This is a genomic window from Flavobacterium anhuiense, assembly GCF_050990855.1.
In the GTDB taxonomy this organism is placed as follows: Bacteria; Bacteroidota; Bacteroidia; order Flavobacteriales; family Flavobacteriaceae; genus Flavobacterium; species Flavobacterium anhuiense_C.
Genome location: NZ_CP158861.1, coordinates 2,082,412 through 2,103,866 on the forward strand (window position 1 = coordinate 2,082,412; position 21,455 = coordinate 2,103,866).

At 34.1% G+C, this 21,455-nt stretch carries 22 protein-coding genes; 9 read left to right on the forward strand and 13 right to left on the reverse strand.

What is annotated here, in order from left to right:
* Positions 1–43: 43 nt before the first annotated feature.
* Positions 44–1,624 carry a tetratricopeptide repeat protein gene (locus ABTV69_RS09400; protein ID WP_433835730.1) on the reverse strand — a complete coding sequence of 527 codons (1,581 nt, stop codon included), beginning with the start codon at positions 1,622–1,624 and terminating at the stop codon, positions 44–46.
* Positions 1,625–2,060: 436 nt separating this feature from the next.
* Between ABTV69_RS09400 and ABTV69_RS09405 the strand changes: the two genes are divergently transcribed.
* From ABTV69_RS09405 to ABTV69_RS09440, 8 genes are all read left to right on the forward strand, one after another.
* Positions 2,061–3,284 (forward strand): DcaP family trimeric outer membrane transporter, encoded by a 1,224-nt coding sequence (locus tag ABTV69_RS09405; RefSeq protein ID WP_433835732.1) that lies wholly within the window; start codon positions 2,061–2,063, stop codon positions 3,282–3,284.
* Positions 3,285–3,327: 43 nt separating this feature from the next.
* Positions 3,328–4,776 (forward strand): aspartate ammonia-lyase, encoded by a 1,449-nt coding sequence (locus ABTV69_RS09410; RefSeq protein ID WP_433835734.1) that lies wholly within the window; start codon positions 3,328–3,330, stop codon positions 4,774–4,776.
* 24 nt (positions 4,777–4,800) lie between these two features.
* Positions 4,801–5,868 (forward strand): type II asparaginase, encoded by a 1,068-nt coding sequence (locus ABTV69_RS09415; RefSeq protein ID WP_433835736.1) that lies wholly within the window; start codon positions 4,801–4,803, stop codon positions 5,866–5,868.
* A 116-nt stretch (positions 5,869–5,984) separates the two neighbouring features.
* Positions 5,985–6,464, forward strand: coding sequence for a YybH family protein (locus ABTV69_RS09420; protein WP_433835738.1), 480 nt, complete (start codon positions 5,985–5,987; stop codon positions 6,462–6,464).
* 64 nt (positions 6,465–6,528) lie between these two features.
* The gene (locus tag ABTV69_RS09425; protein WP_433835740.1) at positions 6,529–7,182 is read left to right on the forward strand and encodes an outer membrane beta-barrel protein; all 654 of its coding nucleotides are present in this window, start codon (positions 6,529–6,531) and stop codon (positions 7,180–7,182) included.
* Between the two features lie 24 nt (positions 7,183–7,206).
* The gene (locus tag ABTV69_RS09430; RefSeq protein WP_433835742.1) at positions 7,207–7,686 is read left to right on the forward strand and encodes a hypothetical protein; all 480 of its coding nucleotides are present in this window, start codon (positions 7,207–7,209) and stop codon (positions 7,684–7,686) included.
* Positions 7,687–7,747: 61 nt separating this feature from the next.
* Positions 7,748–8,812, forward strand: coding sequence for a hypothetical protein (locus ABTV69_RS09435; RefSeq protein WP_433835744.1), 1,065 nt, complete (start codon positions 7,748–7,750; stop codon positions 8,810–8,812).
* Between the two features lie 397 nt (positions 8,813–9,209).
* A complete protein-coding gene (locus tag ABTV69_RS09440; RefSeq protein WP_433835746.1) occupies positions 9,210–9,500 on the forward strand; it encodes a hypothetical protein in 291 nt (96 codons plus the stop codon).
* 31 nt (positions 9,501–9,531) lie between these two features.
* Here ABTV69_RS09440 and ABTV69_RS09445 read toward each other — a convergent pair whose 3' ends face one another.
* The 7 genes from ABTV69_RS09445 to ABTV69_RS09475 all read right to left on the reverse strand — a co-directional run bounded on the left by ABTV69_RS09445 (position 9,532) and on the right by ABTV69_RS09475 (position 16,923).
* A complete protein-coding gene (locus tag ABTV69_RS09445; RefSeq protein ID WP_433835748.1) occupies positions 9,532–9,951 on the reverse strand; it encodes an arsenate reductase ArsC in 420 nt (139 codons plus the stop codon).
* On the reverse strand, positions 9,952–10,425 hold the full coding sequence (locus tag ABTV69_RS09450; protein WP_433835750.1) for a DUF6428 family protein: 474 nt from the start codon (positions 10,423–10,425) through the stop codon (positions 9,952–9,954).
* A gap of 58 nt (positions 10,426–10,483) precedes the next feature.
* Positions 10,484–10,810 carry an ArsR/SmtB family transcription factor gene (locus ABTV69_RS09455; RefSeq protein ID WP_290973630.1) on the reverse strand — a complete coding sequence of 109 codons (327 nt, stop codon included), beginning with the start codon at positions 10,808–10,810 and terminating at the stop codon, positions 10,484–10,486.
* A gap of 131 nt (positions 10,811–10,941) precedes the next feature.
* Positions 10,942–12,345 carry a DUF1254 domain-containing protein gene (locus ABTV69_RS09460; RefSeq protein ID WP_433835753.1) on the reverse strand — a complete coding sequence of 468 codons (1,404 nt, stop codon included), beginning with the start codon at positions 12,343–12,345 and terminating at the stop codon, positions 10,942–10,944.
* Positions 12,346–12,558: 213 nt separating this feature from the next.
* Positions 12,559–13,851: a nucleoside hydrolase-like domain-containing protein gene (locus tag ABTV69_RS09465; RefSeq protein ID WP_433835755.1), complete on the reverse strand. Its 1,293-nt coding sequence runs from the start codon at positions 13,849–13,851 to the stop codon at positions 12,559–12,561.
* Positions 13,852–13,993: 142 nt separating this feature from the next.
* Positions 13,994–15,091 carry an exopolyphosphatase gene (locus ABTV69_RS09470; protein ID WP_433835757.1) on the reverse strand — a complete coding sequence of 366 codons (1,098 nt, stop codon included), beginning with the start codon at positions 15,089–15,091 and terminating at the stop codon, positions 13,994–13,996.
* 329 nt (positions 15,092–15,420) lie between these two features.
* The gene (locus ABTV69_RS09475; RefSeq protein ID WP_433835759.1) at positions 15,421–16,923 is read right to left on the reverse strand and encodes a hypothetical protein; all 1,503 of its coding nucleotides are present in this window, start codon (positions 16,921–16,923) and stop codon (positions 15,421–15,423) included.
* A 128-nt stretch (positions 16,924–17,051) separates the two neighbouring features.
* On the opposite strand from ABTV69_RS09475, the gene yiaA reads away from it, so the two are divergent.
* Complete coding sequence (gene yiaA, locus ABTV69_RS09480) at positions 17,052–17,525, forward strand: inner membrane protein YiaA (RefSeq protein WP_433835761.1); 474 nt, start codon at positions 17,052–17,054, stop codon at positions 17,523–17,525.
* A gap of 117 nt (positions 17,526–17,642) precedes the next feature.
* On the opposite strand, the gene ABTV69_RS09485 is transcribed toward yiaA, so the two are convergent.
* The 5 genes from ABTV69_RS09485 to ABTV69_RS09505 all read right to left on the reverse strand — a co-directional run bounded on the left by ABTV69_RS09485 (position 17,643) and on the right by ABTV69_RS09505 (position 21,380).
* A complete protein-coding gene (locus ABTV69_RS09485; RefSeq protein ID WP_433835763.1) occupies positions 17,643–18,179 on the reverse strand; it encodes a porin family protein in 537 nt (178 codons plus the stop codon).
* Between the two features lie 108 nt (positions 18,180–18,287).
* A complete protein-coding gene (locus tag ABTV69_RS09490) occupies positions 18,288–19,424 on the reverse strand; it encodes a helix-turn-helix domain-containing protein (RefSeq protein ID WP_433835765.1) in 1,137 nt (378 codons plus the stop codon).
* Between the two features lie 273 nt (positions 19,425–19,697).
* Positions 19,698–19,994 (reverse strand): hypothetical protein, encoded by a 297-nt coding sequence (locus tag ABTV69_RS09495; protein WP_433835767.1) that lies wholly within the window; start codon positions 19,992–19,994, stop codon positions 19,698–19,700.
* Positions 19,995–20,318: 324 nt separating this feature from the next.
* Positions 20,319–20,741 carry a GNAT family N-acetyltransferase gene (locus ABTV69_RS09500; protein ID WP_433835769.1) on the reverse strand — a complete coding sequence of 141 codons (423 nt, stop codon included), beginning with the start codon at positions 20,739–20,741 and terminating at the stop codon, positions 20,319–20,321.
* 60 nt (positions 20,742–20,801) lie between these two features.
* Complete coding sequence (locus ABTV69_RS09505) at positions 20,802–21,380, reverse strand: Crp/Fnr family transcriptional regulator (protein WP_433835771.1); 579 nt, start codon at positions 21,378–21,380, stop codon at positions 20,802–20,804.
* Positions 21,381–21,455 lie beyond the last annotated feature (75 nt).

The following is a 21,455-nucleotide window of genomic DNA, read 5'->3' on the forward strand; positions in this document are numbered from 1 at the left end:
GATTCTTCTAAGTTTTTGCGCAATTTTTTTATTTTGGTCAAAATCAGATATCATCTTTTAGCCCGATTCTCTTCAAACTGTTTACCATTCTAAAAATAATTTCATCAGAGAACATAAAACTGGAAAATATGTCTTTGATCTCTGATGCCGTTTGAGGTTGTAGCTCTAGAAGGTTGGCTAAATATGTTTTTGCTTTTTCGTCTTCGCTTAGAAGAGAAAAGGAAACGGCTTTTAGAAGAGAATCCCAAATGGTTTCGCTAAAATCCATTTTCTCCGCCCAATACAATGACTTTTTATATTCTTTTTTATGGATGTAATAGTAGCAATATCCAATAGAAATCCACCAAGGATGAGAAGGATTTATGCGCGTTGCGTTTTCTAGTAAATTAAAACCTTTCTCAAAATAACCCGCAAAAATAAGCATACAGCCTATTCCTGAAGAAATGCCAGAAGAATTAGGGTTTATTTTGATGCATTGTTCTGCGGCTGCAAGACAATTATCCTGGTCTTTTTTAAAGCAATTTATGAGCGTTAATGAGTACCATGCCTGCTGGCAATTAGGATCAATTTTTAATGCTTTTGAAATGCAATGACTGCTTTTTTCGATTGTTTTTTTACAATTGTCTAATCCTAGAGCGATAGATGCCAAATACATTTCGCCCAACATTGCCCAAGAAATGGCATGATTTGGATCTAACTCTACTGCGTCATTTAAATTGGATAATGCATTTGCATAATTTTCGATCGAATAAGAACATTGGTATTCATGATAACTGCAGATCGCCTTTAGAACTCCAGAATTGTTGGATATTTTAGAAGGTACCGTTTTTACCATTTCTTTAAAAATAATGCCATAATAACCGCCCATTGAAGAAACGATCTCTTTTACTATTTCATTCTGAATTCGAATACCGTCATCGATACTGGCAGGCGTAAAGAGTTTCGTTACTATAAACTTTCCTGAAGAAGAATTTACCAGATTGACTCTAATCTGCACTTTATTATCGATAATTTGAATATGTCCTGTTATTATAAAATCGGCTCCCACTAGACTGGCGGCTTCCAAAATATTTTCATTGATTTTTGAAATGACACCAGAAGCAAAATGCCCTATTACAGAAATGTCTTGAAAACGGGAGAGCTCTGCACTTATTTCTTCGGAAAGAATTTGTGAAAAAACTTCTAAATCTGGTCTTTGGGTGGTGGACTTAAAAGGGAAAACCGTAATAACCGGAATTGTTTTGCTGTTAGTGATAGGGAGATCAATATGTCTCATTTTGTTGTTATGAATAAATTCAGGAACGTAACCACCTTTTGGGACATGAATAATCACCGAATTGTCTTTTCCGTCGGTAGAGTAATATTCATTAAGTAATTTTCTTAATCTTCCTGCGTGAATGCGAACCATGGCATCATCGTGAGGATTAAAATGAGAGGGCCTGCTTAAAGCATTTACAGCTATGGAATACTCTTTAATGTACTGCTGTCTTTCATCAATAGTTTCTTTGACAATATATCGCAGAAAATTGCTCAACAGCATTGAGTTCTTAAATGAATAAAACTTTAAAACATTTTCCAGTTCATTATAAATGGTATCCGGGGGGATTTTTTTTATAGACTCCATAATGAATTAATTGAAATTATTAACGTCAAAAAAAAAAGTCACTGGGGCGTATAAAATGTTAAATATGATGTACTTACAAAGTTATAAAATTATGTGAATATTTAACATATTAATATTATTAATCTTATGTTTTAACCGTTAAATGTAACGGTTATTAACCCTAAACGTGCATTAGCATTGACTATATTTGTTTGATAATCAGCTGGTGTTGCGTCATTTTTCTGCTCTTTTAACAAAAAAATGATAGGCATTATGAAGTTCTTGATTTTTTTGCTAGCCCAAAACATGAAAATTTCAGGAATATTGAAACGACTTTCGGAGCCAAAAGCCAGTGCTGAGAAATACAGATTTTTAAAATAACGTGATTTTATTTTAAGCCAGAATGTAAAAAACAAATGAATAGTACGTATCCCATAATAAACAAACTATAATCATTATGAAAAAAAGGTTTTTACAAATGGTAACGATGAGGCATCGGGCCATTATAATTTGTTTTCTCATTTCCGCTTTTGCTCAGGCTCAAGATGAAGGGGCTAAAAGCATGGAAATCTATGGTTTCATTATGACCGATATTGGTTATAATTTTAATCAGATCCAATCCGATTGGTATGATGTGGTGAGGCCAACCAAACTGCCCTCTTTTAAGAACGAATACGGACCAGATGGGAGTTACTATGCTTCTGTTCGTCAGACCAGACTTGGTTTTAAAAATTATTTTGATACAGGACTTGGAGAATTAAAAACCACATTTGAATTTGAATTATTTGGTACGGGGGTAGATGCTGGACAAACTACTTTTCGTTTGCGTCATGCTTATGCCGAGTTAGGAAAATTTGGAGCGGGACAAACATGGAGCCCCTTTATGGATATTGGCGTATTTCCAAATTCGCTGGAGTATTGGGGACCGACCGGAATGGTTTTCTTCCGTAATATTCAAATTCGTTACATGCCGATTCAAGGCGATACCCGTTTAACCATTGCATTAGAAAGACCTGGGGCAAGTGCCGATCAGGGCGATTATGCTAACCGTGTTGAGTTGCAAGGCGTAAAAGCGCGATTTCCTTTGCCTGACCTTTCAGCAGAATATCATATGGGAACCAAATGGGGTTACATCGAATTGGCGGGTATAGTAAGAAAAATTGAGTGGAAAGATCTTAATAATGACCAATATGATTTATCTGGAGATGCTGTAGGATGGGGACTTAATTTAAGTACGAATATCAATTTTAGCAAAAATGATGTTTTTAGAGGTCAAGTGATGTATGGAGAAGGAGTACAGAACTACATGAATGATGCTCCTGTAGATATTGCTATTGAGAATACTCCTAATGATATCAACAGACCGATAAAAGGTGTCGCGCTTCCTTTGGTGGGTGTTGTTGCATTTTTAGATCATACTTGGAGCGATAAATTCAGCACTGCAATAGGATATTCTATGATTGATATTGATAATTCAAACGGACAAACAGACGATGCTTTCAAAAAAGGACAATATATTTTAGGGAATCTTTTATATACTCCTGTTAAAAATTGTATGGTCGGTGTCGAATTTCAGTGGGGGAACCGCGAGAATTACAACGACGGATGGAGCACTTCTATAAACAAGCTGCAGTTTTCTTTTAGATATAATTTCTCTCAGGCGTTTTATAAAAAGAATTAATAAAAAGCTTTCAGTTTTTTAATCATCAAAAAAAGAAAAAAATATGTATAAAACTGTACAATATCTGCTATTGTTCGGGTTGTCTATAAGTGTTCTTAATGCTCAAACCCGAACAGAAAAAGATCTTCTGGGAGAAAAACAACTTCCTGCAAATGCGTACTACGGAGTACAAACCGCTCGCGCATTAGAAAATTTTCAAATCAGTGGCATGACCACACAATTTTATCCGGATTATGTACGAGCTTTTGCAATGGTTAAACTTGCCGCAGCTCGCGCTAATGCCGATGTGGGCCGATTAAAAAAAGACCGATTAGCTGCTATAGAAAAAGCATGCCAAGCGGTAATTGATGGCAAATACCACGATCAATTTTTGGTCGATTTGTATCAAGGAGGTGCAGGTACTTCTGCCAATATGAACGTGAATGAAGTTCTAGCGAATATCGCACTGGAACTAAGCGGACATAAAAAAGGAGAATATCAATACATTGAGCCTCACGACGATTTGAATATGGGGCAGTCTACCAATGATGTTTACCCAACTGCTATAAAAGTGGCTTTATTGCTTCATAACGATAAGCTAGTAAAAGAAGCCGATCTTCTGGCAAAAGCTTTTCATAAAAAAGGAGATGAATTTAAAGACATCATAAAAATGGGACGCACTGAAGGACAGGATGCCGTACCAATGACTGTGGGCCAGGAATTTCATGCCTTTGGAAATCAGCTCGATGCTGAAATAGCGGCATTAAAAAAATCGGAAGTTTTTTTATGTGAACAAAATATGGGTGCCACAGCAATCGGGACAGGAATTACCGCTTCTCCAGGATATGCTGAAAAAGTGGCGACGCATTTGGCTAAAATTACAGGAAAACCAATCGTGATGAGCAAAGATCTTATTGCGGCTACTACCAGTCAGCAAGGATTTGTAATGTATTCTTCTACACTAAAGAGTATGGCTGTTGCCGTGTCCAAAATTAGCAGCGATCTAATTATTTTGGCTTCTGGTCCTCGTACTGGACTTTTCGAAATTAATCTTCCAGCACTTCAGCCAGGATCTTCTATTATGCCAGGAAAAGTAAATCCGGTTATGCCAGAGCTTATGAACCAGTTGTGTTTTAAAGTGATGGGTAACGATCTTACGGTGACGCTTGCAGCGCATTCTGGTTTATTGCAGTTAAATGCTTACGAGCCTGTAGAAGCCATTGCCATGATGGAATCTCAAGGCTTGTTTTTTAAAGCATTTCCTCTTTTTAGAAAAAATTGTATAGACGGCATTACGGTAAATAAAGACATTTTAGCACATTATATGGAGAGAAGTGTTGGTGTTGTAACGGCGTTGAATCCAATTTTGGGCTATGAAAAAACAACCGAATTAGCAAAAGAAGCCCTTGCAACCAATAAAGGAATTTTGGAGCTTATTCGCGAGAAGAAATTATTGACAGAAGACCAGATTAAAAAGCTTCTTGATCCGGCAACTCTAACAGGACAAAAATAAACTCAAACCAAAAAGAAAAAAATTATGAAATCATATATAAACTTTTGTAGTAAGATATTTTTATTATTGATGCTTTCGCTAAGCATCAGCATGTTCGGACAGGCTAAGCCTAAAGTATTAATCTTGGCAACAGGAGGAACAATTGCCGGTTCTGCCAAAAGCGGGGTGCAATCTGGATATACTTCTGGTCAGGTTACAATTGATGCAATGGTAAATGCAGTTCCAGATGCAATGAAACTGGCAGACATAAAGGGGGAACAAATATCAAATGTCGGATCTCAGGATATGTCATTTGAAATTATGCTAAAAGTAGCCAACAGAATAAACGAATTGGCTGCTAGCAAAGATGTTGATGGTTTTGTGATTACACACGGAACCGATACGATGGAAGAAACCGCATATTTTTTAAATCTAGTGGTAAAAACAGATAAACCTGTAGTGCTAGTAGGTTCAATGCGTCCATCGACAGCAATTAGTGCAGATGGGCCTTTAAATCTTTATAATGCAATCGCAGTGGCTGCAGATCCTAAAGCAAAAGGACACGGAGTGCTTTTGGTCATGAACGATTGGATTCATTCTGCGCAATCTTTAACAAAAGTAAGCACAACTGCGGTACAGACCTTTATGTCTCCAATTCGCGGACTTATTGGTACAACTGCTTATGGAGTAAATGATTTCTTTCATTATCCTGATCAAAAATTTGGGAAAGCTTCAGAATTTGATATTAAAGGCGTAAGCTCTTTTCCTCGTGTAGATATTATTTATGCTGATGCAGATATGAAACCAGATTTAATTGATGCTTCGATTGAAAAAGGAGCTAAAGGAATTGTAATTGCTGGAGTTGGAAACGGAAACATGAACAAGGCTTCTCTTGACGCTTGTGCAAGAGCCAGCAAAAAAGGCATTATCGTGGTAAGAAGTACACGTGTGGCTACAGGAATCGTAGGACGTAATGTAGAATGTAACGATGATGAATTGGGATTAATTGCATCTTATGGATTGAACCCGCAGAAATCTAGAATTCTATTGTCAGTTGCTTTGCTTAAGCAGAGAAATTTGGCAGAACTTCAAAAGATTTTCGAAGAGTATTAAATCTTTAAGTGTTTCATATTCCGAAAGGATTAAAAATAATAACTGGTATTTACGAACGTATTTTGAGCCTGTTTGTAAAAGGAATAATCTTATATCAACTTGAAAATTAAATGTGTATGAAAAATAAAATGGTTACAAGAGCGGTTCTCGCAGGGTTCTGTGTTTTATTGGTTTCCTGCAATACAAAAAAGGACGATAATACTGTGATTGACTTAAAGCAAATCAAGAAAGAAATTCAGGCAAAAGAAAATGAATATGCTGCAACCTACAATGCTGGTCAGCTGAAAGAGATTGGGTACTATGCAGACGACGCTATTACTTTTTATCAAAACAGACCGCCAATTATTGGTAAAGATGCGAGGTATAAATTTTTAGAAGAGGATTTGGCAAACAATACCAATGTAATCTCATTTGAAACCAAAGAAGTGTTTGTTTCTCATGATGGTAATCAAGTAGTAGAAGTAGGGTATTATAAAGTAACCGATTCTACCAATACGCCAATAAATACAGGGAACTATATGAGCCTTTTCGAAAAAAGAGATGGAAAATATGTTTGCTTGAGAGATATGAGCGCTTCTGATGGATTGACAGAATAAAACAACGTCCAAATTTTACAACCAATTTAGGTCAATAAAATATAATCATTAAAAAAATACAATTATGAAAAGCTTATACTGGATACTCGCTATTTTTTTACTAACAGCAGGAGCAGCAAATGCTCAAACTGCCAATTCATTTTTGCTTAATTTATATGGAGGTTATACTTTTTCTGATAGAGTAGATTTTGATTCTTCATATGGAAAAGTAGAAGATGGTTTTGAATATGGATTAGGTTTGGAATATTTTATAATGGATAATGCTTCTATAGAATTAAAATATAACAGACTTGATACACATATGCCATTGTATACTAAAGGTTATATAGCTGATGGAAATATTCCTCCTGGAACGCAAGTTAATGCTGGAGATGATAAAGGAGCTATTAATTATATTTTAGCAGATTATACGTATTACTTCGGTTCAAGTTCTCAAAAGGCACTTCCATTTTTGGGTGCAGGATTAGGGGTTGCCATTCTAGAGTCGCCAAAAAGTGGCAGTGGAACTTATTTTGCATGGGAAATTAAGGGTGGTGTAAAGGTAAAAACGAATTCACCATTATCTATTAATCTTCATGCTTATCTGCAGTCGATGTCGGCAGCTGTAGGATATGATTATTATTGGGATTACTATTGGGGGCCAGTAGCAGTTACTGATTATGCATCAACATTTCAATTTGGACTTGGTGCTTCTTTAAGCTATGACTTTAGCAAGTAGTAATTAAACTTATAGAATAAAATTATGAAAAAGATACTCTTTATACTTTCACTGGTTTTAGGATTGAATGCCGCAGCACAGACTTCTGTTGATGAAATTAATTTGATCCAAGACCTTTATGGAAAATCGAAAGCAGATGTAGTCAAAGAATATTTGGGTTTATCTGATGCGCAAGCTGCTGCATTTCAGCCTATTTATGATAAATATGAAACAGAGCGTAAAGCCTTAAGTCAGCAGAAAATTAAAATCTTGGAAGACTATGCAAACAATTATGCGGCCTTGAGCGATGCTAAAGCGACAGAATTGACCTCAGCAAATTTAAAATACAATCAAGATTCTGAAAAGTTGCTTGCCAAAACACATTCAAAGCTGGTAAAAGCTATTGGCGGAATCAACGCAGCAAAATTTGTGCAGCTTGAGTTGTATCTGCAAGTAACCATAAGAGCCGAAATTCAAGATGCCATTCCGTTTATTGGCGAATTGGATAAAACCAAAAAGCACTAGACGATTTCTGGGTACAGAGTAGAATTTTCTACTCCGCTTATTAATATTTTATACTCTTACTATGATAAAGAAATTTACAAAATATTTGACAGTTGCCTTAATCATGTCTGCCCAGCTAATTTTTAGCCAGTCTGATAGTGACGGTAAAGAACTTGGACTTCCAGGGGACAACCTCGACTTGTACGCTGTAATGACGCTGTTTCAGAAATCAAAAACCATTGAGGAATTTGAAAAAAACTTGAATCTGGAGAAAACAGGAATCAATAATCTTGATTTGAATCTGGACAAAAAAGTAGACTTCATAAAAGTGAATACTAAGAAAGATGGTAATTCTTTTACGTTTGTTCTTCAAGTTGCTGTAAACAAAAAAGAGAACCAAGACGTTGCGGTTATTTTGGTCGATAAGGACAAAAATGGCAAAGTGAAAATGCAAATCGTGGGCGATGAGCTGCTTTACGGAAAAGATTATGTTATAGAACCTGTAACCAAATCGACACCTGCAAAAACAGCAAATCCTGGATATACAGGAGAGGAACCTGTAGCTAGCGCACCAGCGGTAACAGCTGTTGTAGTAGAAACAGTGCCAATCGTACAATATGTGTATTCACCAGCTTATGTACCGTATTATCCCCCTTATTACTACGGATTTTATCCGCCATACTTTGCTGCTTTTACTGTAATGGCAGTAGGCATTTATCGTCATAACCATTATTATCATCATCATGGTTATCATGGCGGACATTATCATGGCGGAAACAATGTATATATTAATAACAGAAATAGTTTTAATAATTACAACAATAACAAAATGCGATCTAATACGGTGCGAAATAATACGTCCAATAATCGATACGGAAATTCTCGTAATTCAGCAAGCACAAGACCGTCAGCTGGAAATACTGCTGGATCGGGAAGAACACGTCAAAGCTCAGCACCGAGTGCAGGAACTTCAAATCTTAACAATAATAGAGGAAGTTCTTCCAATTTTAATAATAATAGAAGTAGTTCTTCAAACTCCAATTTCAATCGAGGCAGTTCTTCAAGACCAAGTGCAGGTCAAATGGGAGGCGGTTCTCGTGGTATGGGAGGCGGAGGCTTCGGCGGTGGAGGCGGAAGAAGAAGATAAGGAAGATTGGTAAAACCAAAGTCCCCTTATTCAATATCTCATTCTGCCCTCGATATTCGAGTTTCATTCTTGGTTATTATATGGCGTTTTATAATGCTTCATCAAAAAAATGCGTAAGTCCATTAGGGCTTACGTATTTTTTTTACCTACGAGATATTCCTACGGAATATAATCATGATTTCCATTTAAAAAACATTCCGTAGGAATATAATATCGGTAAAATATAAATATGCGTTCTGAATGGACGTTTGGTTGGTATACCAACGTAAAACGACACATTTTTTTACCGACACGATATTCTTACAGAATAATCGTATTGTTATCATATAAGATAACCTTTTTTCAAAAATATAATGTGAATTTTGAGTTGTTGAAAATGAATTAATAATGCTATAAAATGAAAGAATTAATAGACTTAAAATACATTAAAAAACAATCAGCTCAATATTTAAATATTCTAAAACCAAACGGCAATAAAAGCTGTAATGTTGAGGTAAAGGTTTTAAATTATTCTGAGTTAGGCTGCTTGATTACAAACACCTTAAAACTTTGTATTATGGCTTTAGAAAACGAAAATAAAAACCCTTCAATAGATGTTGGATTGGTTCAGGAACAAGCGCTTCATTTATTTCCGACTGACGAAATGGAATTGCTGGATATTATTAATGAAATGTTGGTTAAGGAATAAAAAAAGCTTCAGATCAATCTGAAGCTTTTTTTTATGCTAAATTTTCATCAACAAATCTTTTGCAAAATTCTTTTATGAGTTCTCTAACTGTTCTAAACTGTTCTGCTATTTCAGCATCTGTTCCAGTTGCTTTTGCAGGATCTGGAAAGTTATAGTCGAATTTGATTGCGTTTGTTGGGAAAAACGGACAACGTTCTTTCGCATTATCACAAACTGTAATTACAAAATTAAAATCAATATTGGTGTATTCGTCAAAATTGTTAGAAGTGTGGTTTGAAATGTCAATTCCATCTTCTTTCATTATCGAAATAGCTTTTGGGCTAACGCCATGAGTTTCTACTCCTGCGCTATAAACCTCAGCTTTGTTTTTGGCAAAAAATCTCATGTAGCCTTCTGCAATCTGACTTCTGCAACTATTTCCTGTGCAAAGTACTAGTATTTTCTTTTTCATTTAACAGCATCCTGAATTTGGTGTACAACAAGACGCAGCATTGTCATTCAATTGAATCAAATTGATCTTTTGCTTTTCTGCTGGAATTCCACAAGAATCTTGTGCTAAGCAAGCTGTTGTTTTGTTTTTTAAAATGAATGTTTTTCCGTTAAAAGCCAAATCATATTTGCCAATGGTTTCGTTTTGATATTCGACTTCAATTTCCAAATCTTCAATATTTAATTTGTTTTCTGATAGTTCGATTATATGCAATAATTTGCCAGGTTTCAATCGATGCTCAAAATCGTTGGCATTCCAAAGCTGAAAGTTTGCGACTTTTTCATTTCGAATCACGCCACCACAATCAATAAAATGCTTTGTGATTACTCCAACTTCTGTAACGTGAAAATGCTCTGGTACAAAAGTCCCGTTTTCTAATTGAAATTCAACATTGTCTAATGTTGGTAAAATCTGTTTTACTTCTGATAATTTCATTTCTTTAGGTTTATTTGTTTAATGCAATATTGCGATATACTTTATCGAAAAAAATGCTTTAGCAGCATTTTGATTTTGAAATAGTTTGTGTGATGTTTAAAAAATAGGAGTTTAATATATCAATTGTTTTTTCGTCAATGCAATAGCAAATCGCATTTCCAGAAATATTTCCTTTAATTATTCCAGCATTTTTCAGCTCTTTCAAATGTTGAGAAACTGTAGGCTGGGCGAGTGGCAGTTCGTTAACGATATCTCCGCAAATACATTCATTCACTTTCAATAAATATTCTATTATAGCAATTCTTGCAGGATGACCAAGAGCTTTAGCAATAACAGCGATTTGATTTTGTGCGTCTGTAAAATGTTCTGTTTTAGTTGCTCCCATTTCAATTTATATTAATATTGCAATATTACGATATTGATTTTGATTGATGAAATTTTAATAGAATAATTTTGAACAATAAAAAAAGCTTCAGATTCCTCCGAAGCTTTTCAAGTTATTTACTCTAAAAAATATTATTTTACTTTTTCTGGCAGTGGCATTTTCCAAACATTATTAATCACATCTGGTTGAGGTCCGTAAATTCTTAACACGAAATTGAAATCTTGGTTTTTAGGAGTTGGCAACCAATTGCTTTCTTTGTCTTTTCCTGGCGATTCAGAATACAAATAAATAATCAAATCTCCATTAGGTTCAAATTTAAGACCTTTAGTTTTAGCTCCTATAGAATATCTATTTATTGGGTTTAGAACCAAAAAGCGTTTAGGCAAATTGTACATGGTGATACTCCAAAAGTATTTAGCCTCTGGAAGCTGACCTTTTGGGAATTTTAAAATGTATTTGTTATTTCCATTCAATGGTTGCTTGTCTTTATCGGTTGCGCTTCCTGTATAAACAGCTTCTTCTTTTGTATTTCCGTAAAGACCAGCCGCTGCTGCAATTGCACGATTAAGGTAATTGTTTTTGAGCGAGGCTCTTGTGCCAAACAGACTGCTAGAATCCAAAAGTCCGTTTAATTTAGAATCTAATTCTTGTTTTGCTTCTGCAATTCCTTTTTCAATGGCTTTTATAGTTTCTGGCGAATATTTAGAACTGTCGAAAGGCACTCCTGGTACAATTCCAATTTTGGCAAAATTGGCTCTAAGTTCTTTTTCACTGCTATCTTCACTTGTATATTGAAGCAAAGCATTCAGAACGTTTATGAATTCTACAGAACTATAGTCGGCTTCTTTCCATTCAGGCAGTGGCATATTGTATTTTTTTACCTGAGGAGCTGGCTGTTTAGTATATTCGTGCAACGGAATCAATTTATATTGTTCCTGTATCTTTTTTAAATTTGGAACATCGCTTGGGCTGTCAAGTTCCGTGCGGCCAATTAAGAAAATCAAATTCGTTTCTGAATGAAGAACTTTGTCAATTCCTTTTGGAGTTTCTCCTTTCCAATCAGGACCGGCTACAAGATATTTTCCGCCTTGATTTCCTGTGACACGTGAGCCAACATATTCAAAATTAAAAGTGTAAAGGTCTGTAAACTGCATTACAAAATACCTGTCTCCTTCAATTTTAGGAACTTGTAGAATCACTGGTTCGTCTGAAACGTCAATTGCAGCAGTTGAATATGGTGTGTCATTATTTATCGTAACTACTAAAGTGTCTGTTGGTGTCGCACTGTTTGAATAACTTTTAAATTTGTTAAAACCTACATATGTTTTTGCTCCTTTAGCAATAGCGCTGGCATACATAGTTTTGTAATTATAGAACATTGGATATCCATATATCCAAGCTTGTTTTGCAATAGCAGTAATAGAGTCTGAAGAAATACCAGCGTCTGCTGTATCTTTAGTATTTTCAGACTGATTTTTCTTGCACGCTGTTACGCTTAAAAACAAGACAATTAAAAGGAAAACTGAGTTTTTCATAATTCAAAAAGAAGTTAAATTATACAAGAATCTGTTCTTAATTTAGGTCTCCTAAAATTAAATTATATGTCGGTATCTCCATTTTTTTTCAAATGAAAGCTGGTTTCAAATTATAACTTGAAACCATTTTATGTTTTTATGAAGTATATAAAAACGAAAAAGCTCCAGATTTCTCTGAAGCTTTGTATGATATAAAAATGCTTTTAAGTTTAATTATTCATTAAGCCAGTTCCATCGCTTAGCCCAATCTACAAGAATTTCTTCTTTCCATTTGGAAACTGTTTTTCCTCCTTGAATTTTTCCAAAATATAGATCCTTGTCTTGTTTATCAGTGAACCAATTATTTCCCAATTTATAATCAGTTTGGCTTTTTTTGCCCGGCCATAAATTGGTTGCCACAATTGTGCCTTCTTTTCCGTTAATTTCAGAAAGGTCAGACGTTAATTTATAATTTAAAACTTCTGCTTTTTTCGGAATATATCTAATGGCATAAACATCGTTTCCGATATAATAGCCAGGCCATTTCTGAATGTTTTTTCCGTAAGGCACTTCCATCCAAAAATAGATAGATTCTTTTTTAGCATCGGTTTTTGGTATCTTAAAACGAAGTTCCATGATAGAACAATACGCCACTGTATCTTGAATCGTTGTGGTACGATCTAAGACGGTTCTCGGACTATAATTAAATTTTTCGAAACTCCCTCCCCAGCTTTCGCGTGTTGGATCGTTTGGGTCCCCATCCATCATATATAAGAGAGAAGGAGTGTCTCCCATTTTGACTTCGCCTTTGTAATAGTTTATAAAGTCCTTTCCTAGGGCACTTTTGTCTCGAATATGTTGGGTATAATAATTTGAAATCACCACACTGTCTGGTTCGTCGCTATGCGAAAATAAACCGTAATACGAAGAATTATTTTCTATAAACCAGAGTTTCGGAAAATTGGCTACAATGTAAGCATAACTGTTTGCGCTCCATTTTTTGTTAGGGCCGCCAATCCAATACACTTTAATTTTGTTCTGAATTTCAGGAGCATCGTGCAGAGCCTGTGCAAGATCTTCTAAACCTCCCCAAACTAAAATCCATAAAGGTTGAGAACTTTTCTTTTTGGCGCATTTTACAATCCAATCGGACCCTTCTGTCGCTTTAGAATAGCCAATATAAGAGACATTTCCGCGATAACCTTGTTTGGATATTGAACGCAGGTATTCTGGAGTTGCAAAACCCGTTTGGTGCTTTTGCAATTTCGGAAGATCTTTTTCGTAAAGATCAATCATTCGAATTATTTCCTGTTTGCTTCCGTTTCCATACGAAGGTGAAGAAACCAATCCTTCAATTTGAAATTTTTCATTGTACATTAACAAATGCGCCATCGATTGATTGTCGTCTGGATCTGTTCCTCCGATATCGGTACTAATCAAAATTCGAGGTTTCTCGGGCGTTGGTTTTTGAGCATAGACAGCTAGAGAGCAGCTGAAAAAGCAAAGCAGATAGAAATAAATTCTCATAGCAAAATTGATTTTTGGTTTAATGTAATCGATTGCAATCTTGCTAAGATATAAAATTTTGGTTCAAAGTTGTTAAACAGAATAGAAAACAAAAAGCTCCAGATTTCTCTGAAGCTTTAAAATATTTAGAAAAAGGAAATACTTAAAAATTAGTATTAATCTTTTTTGAACGATCTGCAATGTAAGAGATCAGCCAGATTACTTGTCCTTCTTTTACAAAGTAAATTTTCTTTGTTGCATAATCTGGAATACTTTCAAGGCAGGTTACCAGAATGTTGTTTGCCGAAATAAGGTATTTTTGATCGTAAGTGCTTAAAACTCTAGCAGCCTCTTTATTTGTTTTTGCAAGATTGGTAAACTTACTGAAGTTGTTTTTCAGAATAGCATCATAATCAATAACATCTTGAAGTGTTAACGTAACATAGTGCTCTTTGTTAACCGTTTCGTCAAAGAAAAGAGTAGAAAATGCCCATACAGCACCACCAGATAAGTATAATTTATCTTTTTTTGCTAAAGGTGGATTGGCATCAAATAATTCTTTGGTTTTTTTACGTAGAATTACATTGTAGTCAAAAGATTTTTCTTGGTAAGTTGACATATCGTTTACCTGACTTTTGTTTACCACTGTTTTTTCTACGGCGTCAGTAAGTGTCATAGTCCCGAAACTTAATTCTAAAGGAATAAACTCTAGTTTACCGTCTTTAAGTTCGTCAATATAACCCCCTTTTGTAGTTTGAGCACCAATATCTAGTAAGAAAGCATTAGCAAAGTCAACAGGCGGAATAGCACCTTTAACAAGTGTTTTTGCTTCTTCGTTAACATCTAATACCTCTAATTGTTTTCCGGTCAAAAGAGCAATTTTGTTTTTTAGAACATCTATATTGCGTGCTTGTGCAAAAACAGGAGCAGCAACGATAAAGATGTTTTCTTCAAGAAGTTTGTTCTCAGCCTTAATTTTTTGCAGTTGGTTGGTTACCGTAACACTAGTTCTAGTAATGTCTTCTTGAGTAAGTTCGCCTGTAGCGCCAATATGATCAGCAAACGGAATTCGCTCTGTCCAGAAAGAAAGGATTTTATAATCGGCTTTTCTGATGTTGTTTACATCAATAACTGAAACTTTTATAGCTCTACGACCGATTTCGATTCCGGCATAAACGCTTTTTTGAGAGAATAAAGTAACAGAGAAAAATAAAGTTAAAAGGCTAATAAATAAGAGTTTGGGGTTGTGTGTGTTTTGCATTGTGTAGATTTGCGGTTATTATATAATTAAAGTACGTTCTAAATGTTTTAGTAGGATTAAATGGAAATAGGCTGTCAAACCTAAAAATACGAGGAATAAAACCTACGAATTTTAAAGCCGCAAATTTATAAAAAATAGCTGCTAAATAGAAAGCCTGCTATTAAGAAAATATTATTTTAATCGACGAAAATACTATTGAAGATGCTGAAAATTGAAAATTATAGTCGGAAATCGAAGATTTGTATTGTGAAATTGTCGTTGAGAACTATTTTCATGGCTTAAAAAATATGGATAATAAAAAGCTTCAGAGGGATCTGAAGCTTTTTTATTTAAAAATACGTTTCCAGAAGATTTAAAGTTGTTTCATAGACTGTTTTTCGTCTTACTTTAGCAACAAGCCACGATAAGAAACTCATAATTAAAATGTCTTTAGGACCATTTTGTGCCGAGATGATAAAATCTTCTATTGTTTTTTGAAATTTTTCAGTCTGTATAATTTCGGGTTTCAGAACATATTGCTCCACGAATAAAAGATAGTGAACAACGCGTTCTTCATTTACCGTTAAAAGGTATTTTTTATAGCGTCTTTTAAAGCTTCTTAATCGGGATAAAGCCAACTCGGTGTTTTCTTGCTGCGAATGTAAAAGGATTTCAACCAGAGATTTTTTTATGGTCCAATCCATTCCCATTTTCTTTTCGTACCAACTGTCTGTATGATTCAGTTTTGCCATTTCTTTTAGGGCATTGCGTCCAGCATTTTGCTGTATGTAAAAAACGACAAGCATAAGACGAATGTCGTTGCTATCGTTAGGATCTGCTTTTTTGTTTGAAGAAAGCGCTTTTTCTGCAATTTCTATTGCTTTTTGCGAATTCCCAAGATAATTTTCATTGAAAGCCAATAACAAGAAATATCTAAGACAGAAACGCTGATAATACTTTCCAGATTGTTTCTGAAGTTCGGCAGACATCAAGTCAAGATAATGTAAAGACTTTGTAAACTGTCCGTTGCGAAAATAGAAATTGGCTAAAAAGTATAAGATGTAAATGTGATAGTACAAATGCCGATCTGAAAGATCTATTTTTTTGCTAATAAACCGATAGCTTTTGACTACAAAAGGCTGTATGAGTGAGAAATTGTTATTTATAGAAGCATATTCGTTGGCAATAAATAATATTTGATACAGCGATTTAAAAGTTAATCCTTGTTTTAAAGATATTCCATGCGTTTCTATAGTGTTTTTTATAAGAGCCTGAAAATCTACAATTCTGCCTTCATGATAAATCGCAGCAAGTTCACGGCGTAAAATGGCATACCCCAAATTGAGATGTTCTTCATATTCGGCCTTTTTCTTGTTTGCTTTAAATTTCTGGATTATTTCTTCAACTGGTTCCGATAAATTGAAATGTGCAAATTGTATTTGAATCAAATAGATTTCGTTGAGAAGACTAAAATGCTCAATGCTCAGCGCAATTTCTTCGGCTTTAGCCAAACATTTAAAAGCGGTTTTAATGAGTTTATGTTCAAAGAATAACCGACTTACCACAATAAAACGAAGGATGACATTTTCTTGCGAAGTATCATTTTCAAAACTTCGATTCGCCATAAAATCGATCATGTTATCATAAAGCCTTTTTCTAAGAGCATGATAAGCGTCGGTGCTTTTTTTATCTTTTAAATCATTATTTATAAAGTTTATATCATCAGTTTTTAAAGAATTGAATAATTTGATATTTGCTACGTCTTTTCGTTTATTCTTTTTCGATAAATAATGTATGAATGCCTTTTTATCAGCTTCATTCATCATATTTGATATTTCTTCCAGAGCATTCATAAATCCTACTTTATGAGCATAAAGATAAATAAATCAGTTTTTATATCATCAGTTTTTAATGTAAATTGATTTTCACAATTTCCTATTCATTCTGACATTTGCCTCATAATTATAAAACATAAAAAATTATGGAACCGCTAAAATCAAATGAATCAAACAACAGTTTAGAATTAAAAAATGGAAGATCAAATAATGGAGGTAGTCCTCTAAAACCAAGTGCCGCTTTCATAGGCGCATCTTGGATGACGCTACTTATTGGTATGACTTCCTATTGTATCGGACTTTACAATTCGGCAATGGCTTACAACGAAAAAGGATACTATTTTACGATTCTCCTTTTCGGACTTTTCTCTGTAATATCAGTGCAAAAAAGCGTGAGAGACAGACTAGAAGGAATTCCTGTAACCGATTTGTATTACAGCATAAGCTGGTTTAGCACCATCGCTTCTATCGTATTGCTAATCATTGGTCTTTGGAATGCAGATTTATTGCTGAGCGAAAAAGGATTCTTCGGAATGTCGTTCGTTTTAGGATTGTTTTCTGCCCTTGCCGTACAAAAAAATACGAGAGACTTAAAACAATTTGAATCGACTGCGATATAATTTTTAGCGGGCCTCATTACTGTCACTTAACGGTGCAGTTTTGGGGTTTTCTAAACTCGAAATGACCAAAAACACCACTCAAATAAGTGGTGTTTTTGGTTATTACTTATTAAGATTTTAGAAAAAGAAATAACCAACAGATGCTTGAAATGATGCATTTCTGATGTCAGTATCAGCCTTAGTTACGCCTAGATTATATCTTGCGCCAAAATTAAGTCCGTTTTCTAGTTTATAGCCAACGCCAAAATTAAAGCCAAAATCAAAAGTAGTGAATGAATTGGTTACTTTCACGCCTTCATCTTTAGCAGAAAGTAAAAAGCCTATTTGCGGACCAGCTTCCAAACTCAACCCTTTTGTTACATAATATTTTCCCATTAACGGAATGTTCAGGTAATTCATAGCTATTAAATCATTATTAAAGGTATATCCTTGACGGGAATACATGATTTCGGGTTGAAAAGAAAACTTTTCAGAAATTGGAATTTCAGATACAACGCCAACATGATAAGAGGTCACATAGTTAATGTTACCAGCGTTGCTTCCGTTAACAGTCGAAAAGTTTAAACCTGCTTTAGCTCCAAATTTAATTTCTTGAGCATTAACACTTGCAAATCCTAAAACTGTAAAAACAGCTAGCCATAAAATTTTTTTCATAAAAATTGATTTGAATTATTTGAAGCCAAAATTGAGATAAGAAAAATTAGAAAAGGTATCAAAAGCTTAAAAATGGATAAATCGGTACTTAACTGTATAAATCGGCACTTACTTTATACTATTTTTATATTCATTTGGTGTTTGACCAGTAGCTTTTTTGAAGGCTTTATAAAAAGTGGTTTTAGAAGTAAAGCCAGATTCTAAACCCATTGCTAGTAAACTGTAATTTTCGTATTCAGAATTTAAAATCATTTCCTTGACAGCTTCAATACGATAATTATTGATATAATTAGCAAAGTTGTCTTCTGTTATGGTATTAACAATGTGAGAGAGATATCCAGGACTAATGCCTAATTTTTCGGCAACTTTTTCTCTGTTTAATGTACTGTCGGTATAAAGGTGCTGTTCTTTGCAGAGAAGTTCTAGCTTTTGAAAGTAAACGTTATTTGCCGTGATCGATTCTGTATATTCTTCGGGTTCGTCATTTTCTATAATTGGGATATTGGCGGGCAGAATCGCTAAATCTTTATTTAAAAAATTGTAAACTGCTTGGTGATCTTTGGCCAATTTGTACTTGTAAATGCCAATATAAGCAGCCCAATGAATTATAAATGTGGCACAAAAAGCCAAAATACTCATCGCTGCAGAAAGGTCAAAAGGAATAAATAAGTTGGCTACAGCAATAATAAGAAAAGCAATTAACGATGAAGAAATGATTGTTAGCAGGATAAAGATCCATTTTTTGTCCTGCGCATCTTTTAAGTGCTTAATCATAAAATAAGAATAACATAGCAGAAACGGAATGAATGTAACGGCCAAAACAAGATGAAGTAAACCAAGTACTTGGAGTAGACCTGCAGCTGCATTGGGAATAGTATAAATTCCTGCGACACGATCAAGATCCTGTGAAACACAAAGTAGGGCAGAATAGGTAAATGGAATAAAACATAAATAAGAGTTTTGCTTGCTTTTTACAGCATCATCAATTCGGTTGATAATAAACAGAAATAAAAAAGCAGGTATTAGAAATGTCCATTCGATATGATCAATAAAACGCAAGAAAGGGTAGGGAGTAAATGCGTCTGTGACCTCAAAAACATGATTCAGTAAAATAATAGAAAGCGTAAATAATAAGCCTGCCAGATATTTGTTTGAATTGCTATTGAATAAAGAAGACTTTAAAATAATGAAGCCTAAAATTATTCCCTGAAAAACCGCAATATTTAAAAGTGTGGTATAAATCACGTTTTTGGTATTAAGTTATTTTTGAGGTGCTATCCTTTAAAAATATAGCTTATTTCATACGAATTAACAGAACGAATTTATACTAATGCAAATAATTTCCTTAACAGATTAAGAAATGATTAACTAAAATGATGAAAGAATTAAAGAGATGTTTTTGTTTAGCAGAAGAAGTTTGCTCGAAAATTTGCGCTTGTAAAACAAACAAAAGTTTCAGAGGAATCTGAAACTTTTGTTTAAATGGCAGGAATAGCCTTGAACTTAGAATTTTTGCGATTAAAAATAAGTGGACTCCAAATACGGGTCATAGATATCGACATCCCATTGATTGTCATTATATAGATCTGCAAAATCTTCATCAGTTTCTGCATCAATTGTATTTTCGGTTTCTTCGTTATAGCTAATACCATGCAGAAATTCGCAGTCAAAATCTGGTTCGTCCTCATGCTTGTGGTACAAGTCTAAAGAAGTTGATGCTTGTCTTTCAGAATGAAATTCAGCATCTATCATATTTGCATTAGATTGAATAGTATTGGAGTTAAAATTTGCGGATGTAGTTATAGTTGATTGCATGATTTTTATTATTTATTGGCTGTACAAAAACATATTTTTCTTAATCCAAAAATACATGGCGCAACAACATTTTTGTTTATAGAATTTTGTTATGAGTTTACATAATTATTGTAGGATATGATTTTTATATGAGTAGTGTTTTTAGAGTTTATTTAGGTTATATTCAGTATTTAGGTATAAAAGCTATATAAATCTAGTTGAATTTGAAGAAATTATCATAAAGCAAAAAGCTCCAGATTTATTTGAAGCTTTTATTTTAATAGCGATAACAGTAATCCAATCTTGATATGTTTTTTAACAAATAAGATTGTATTTAAAAGTAAATTATAATTCCATATGTAATATAGGATATTCTTTGCCTTTTTCATCTAGCGCTGATCTTTTTACAACTTTGAAACCTGCATGTTTGTAGAAACCAACGGCTTGTGTATTTTGTTCATTCACATCAACTTTGCTTACGTTTAAATTAGCTATTGCAAATGTGATCAGTTTTTTTCCTATTCCAATTCCTCGAAAATCATTATCAATAAATAACATTTCAAGATTTTCATTTGAAGTTCCTATAAAGCCAACTAATATTCCGTCTTTCTCAAATCCAAATAAGGTAACATGTTTAAAGTAGGTAGGAAGCTGTTCCTTGTAATATAAAAAATCTTCCTCTTTAAGAAAATCATGTGTATTTAGCACCGCACTTTGCCAAATTTCCATTAATCGCGGATAATCCATTTCTGTAATTTCTCTAATCATAACTATGAATTTTAAAAGTGCAAAGTTCCAAACTAATAAATAAATAACACTGAACCCAAGTTAAAAAATGCGACGGCGTATTCTGCTCAATGCTTGTGGCGTAATGCCCAAATAGGATGCTATATCTTTTAACGGAATATGGTTTAAAGCGGTGCCATATTCATCAATCATTTGCAGATAATATTGTTCGGGAGGGTTTTTGATGATGTCGATATTTCTTTTTAATATTCTATTCAATAATATAGCAGTCAAATCTCCAAAAACTGTTTTTACCTTCGGAATGGAAGCATATAGTTCTGCTGCTTGTTCCTTGCTGATTCTATAAACAATACAATCTACGATTGCCTGCACATTAAAAGCTGATTTTTCTTGTAATGTAAATGAGATATTTGACATAGAAAATGTTCCTGGTTTACAGAACCAAAAAGTTTGTTCTTCTCCTTTATTATTTAGTAGCCAACAACGCAATACACCATCAAAAACAAAATAGCTGTAATTTTCTGTTTCTCCTTCTCTTATTAAAAAGGTGTTCTTTTTGACGGCTATTTGTTCAAAGTAGTTATCATATAAATTAGACTCCTCTTCACTAAAAATATTGGTGTCTACATTAAACTCGTCAAGTAATTTTTCTAAAAGCATAATTTAAATGTAATAATTCTTAGTGTATTTTATCACAAAGTTTAGAGTACCAAAACCTGATATGTAATAAGTTTT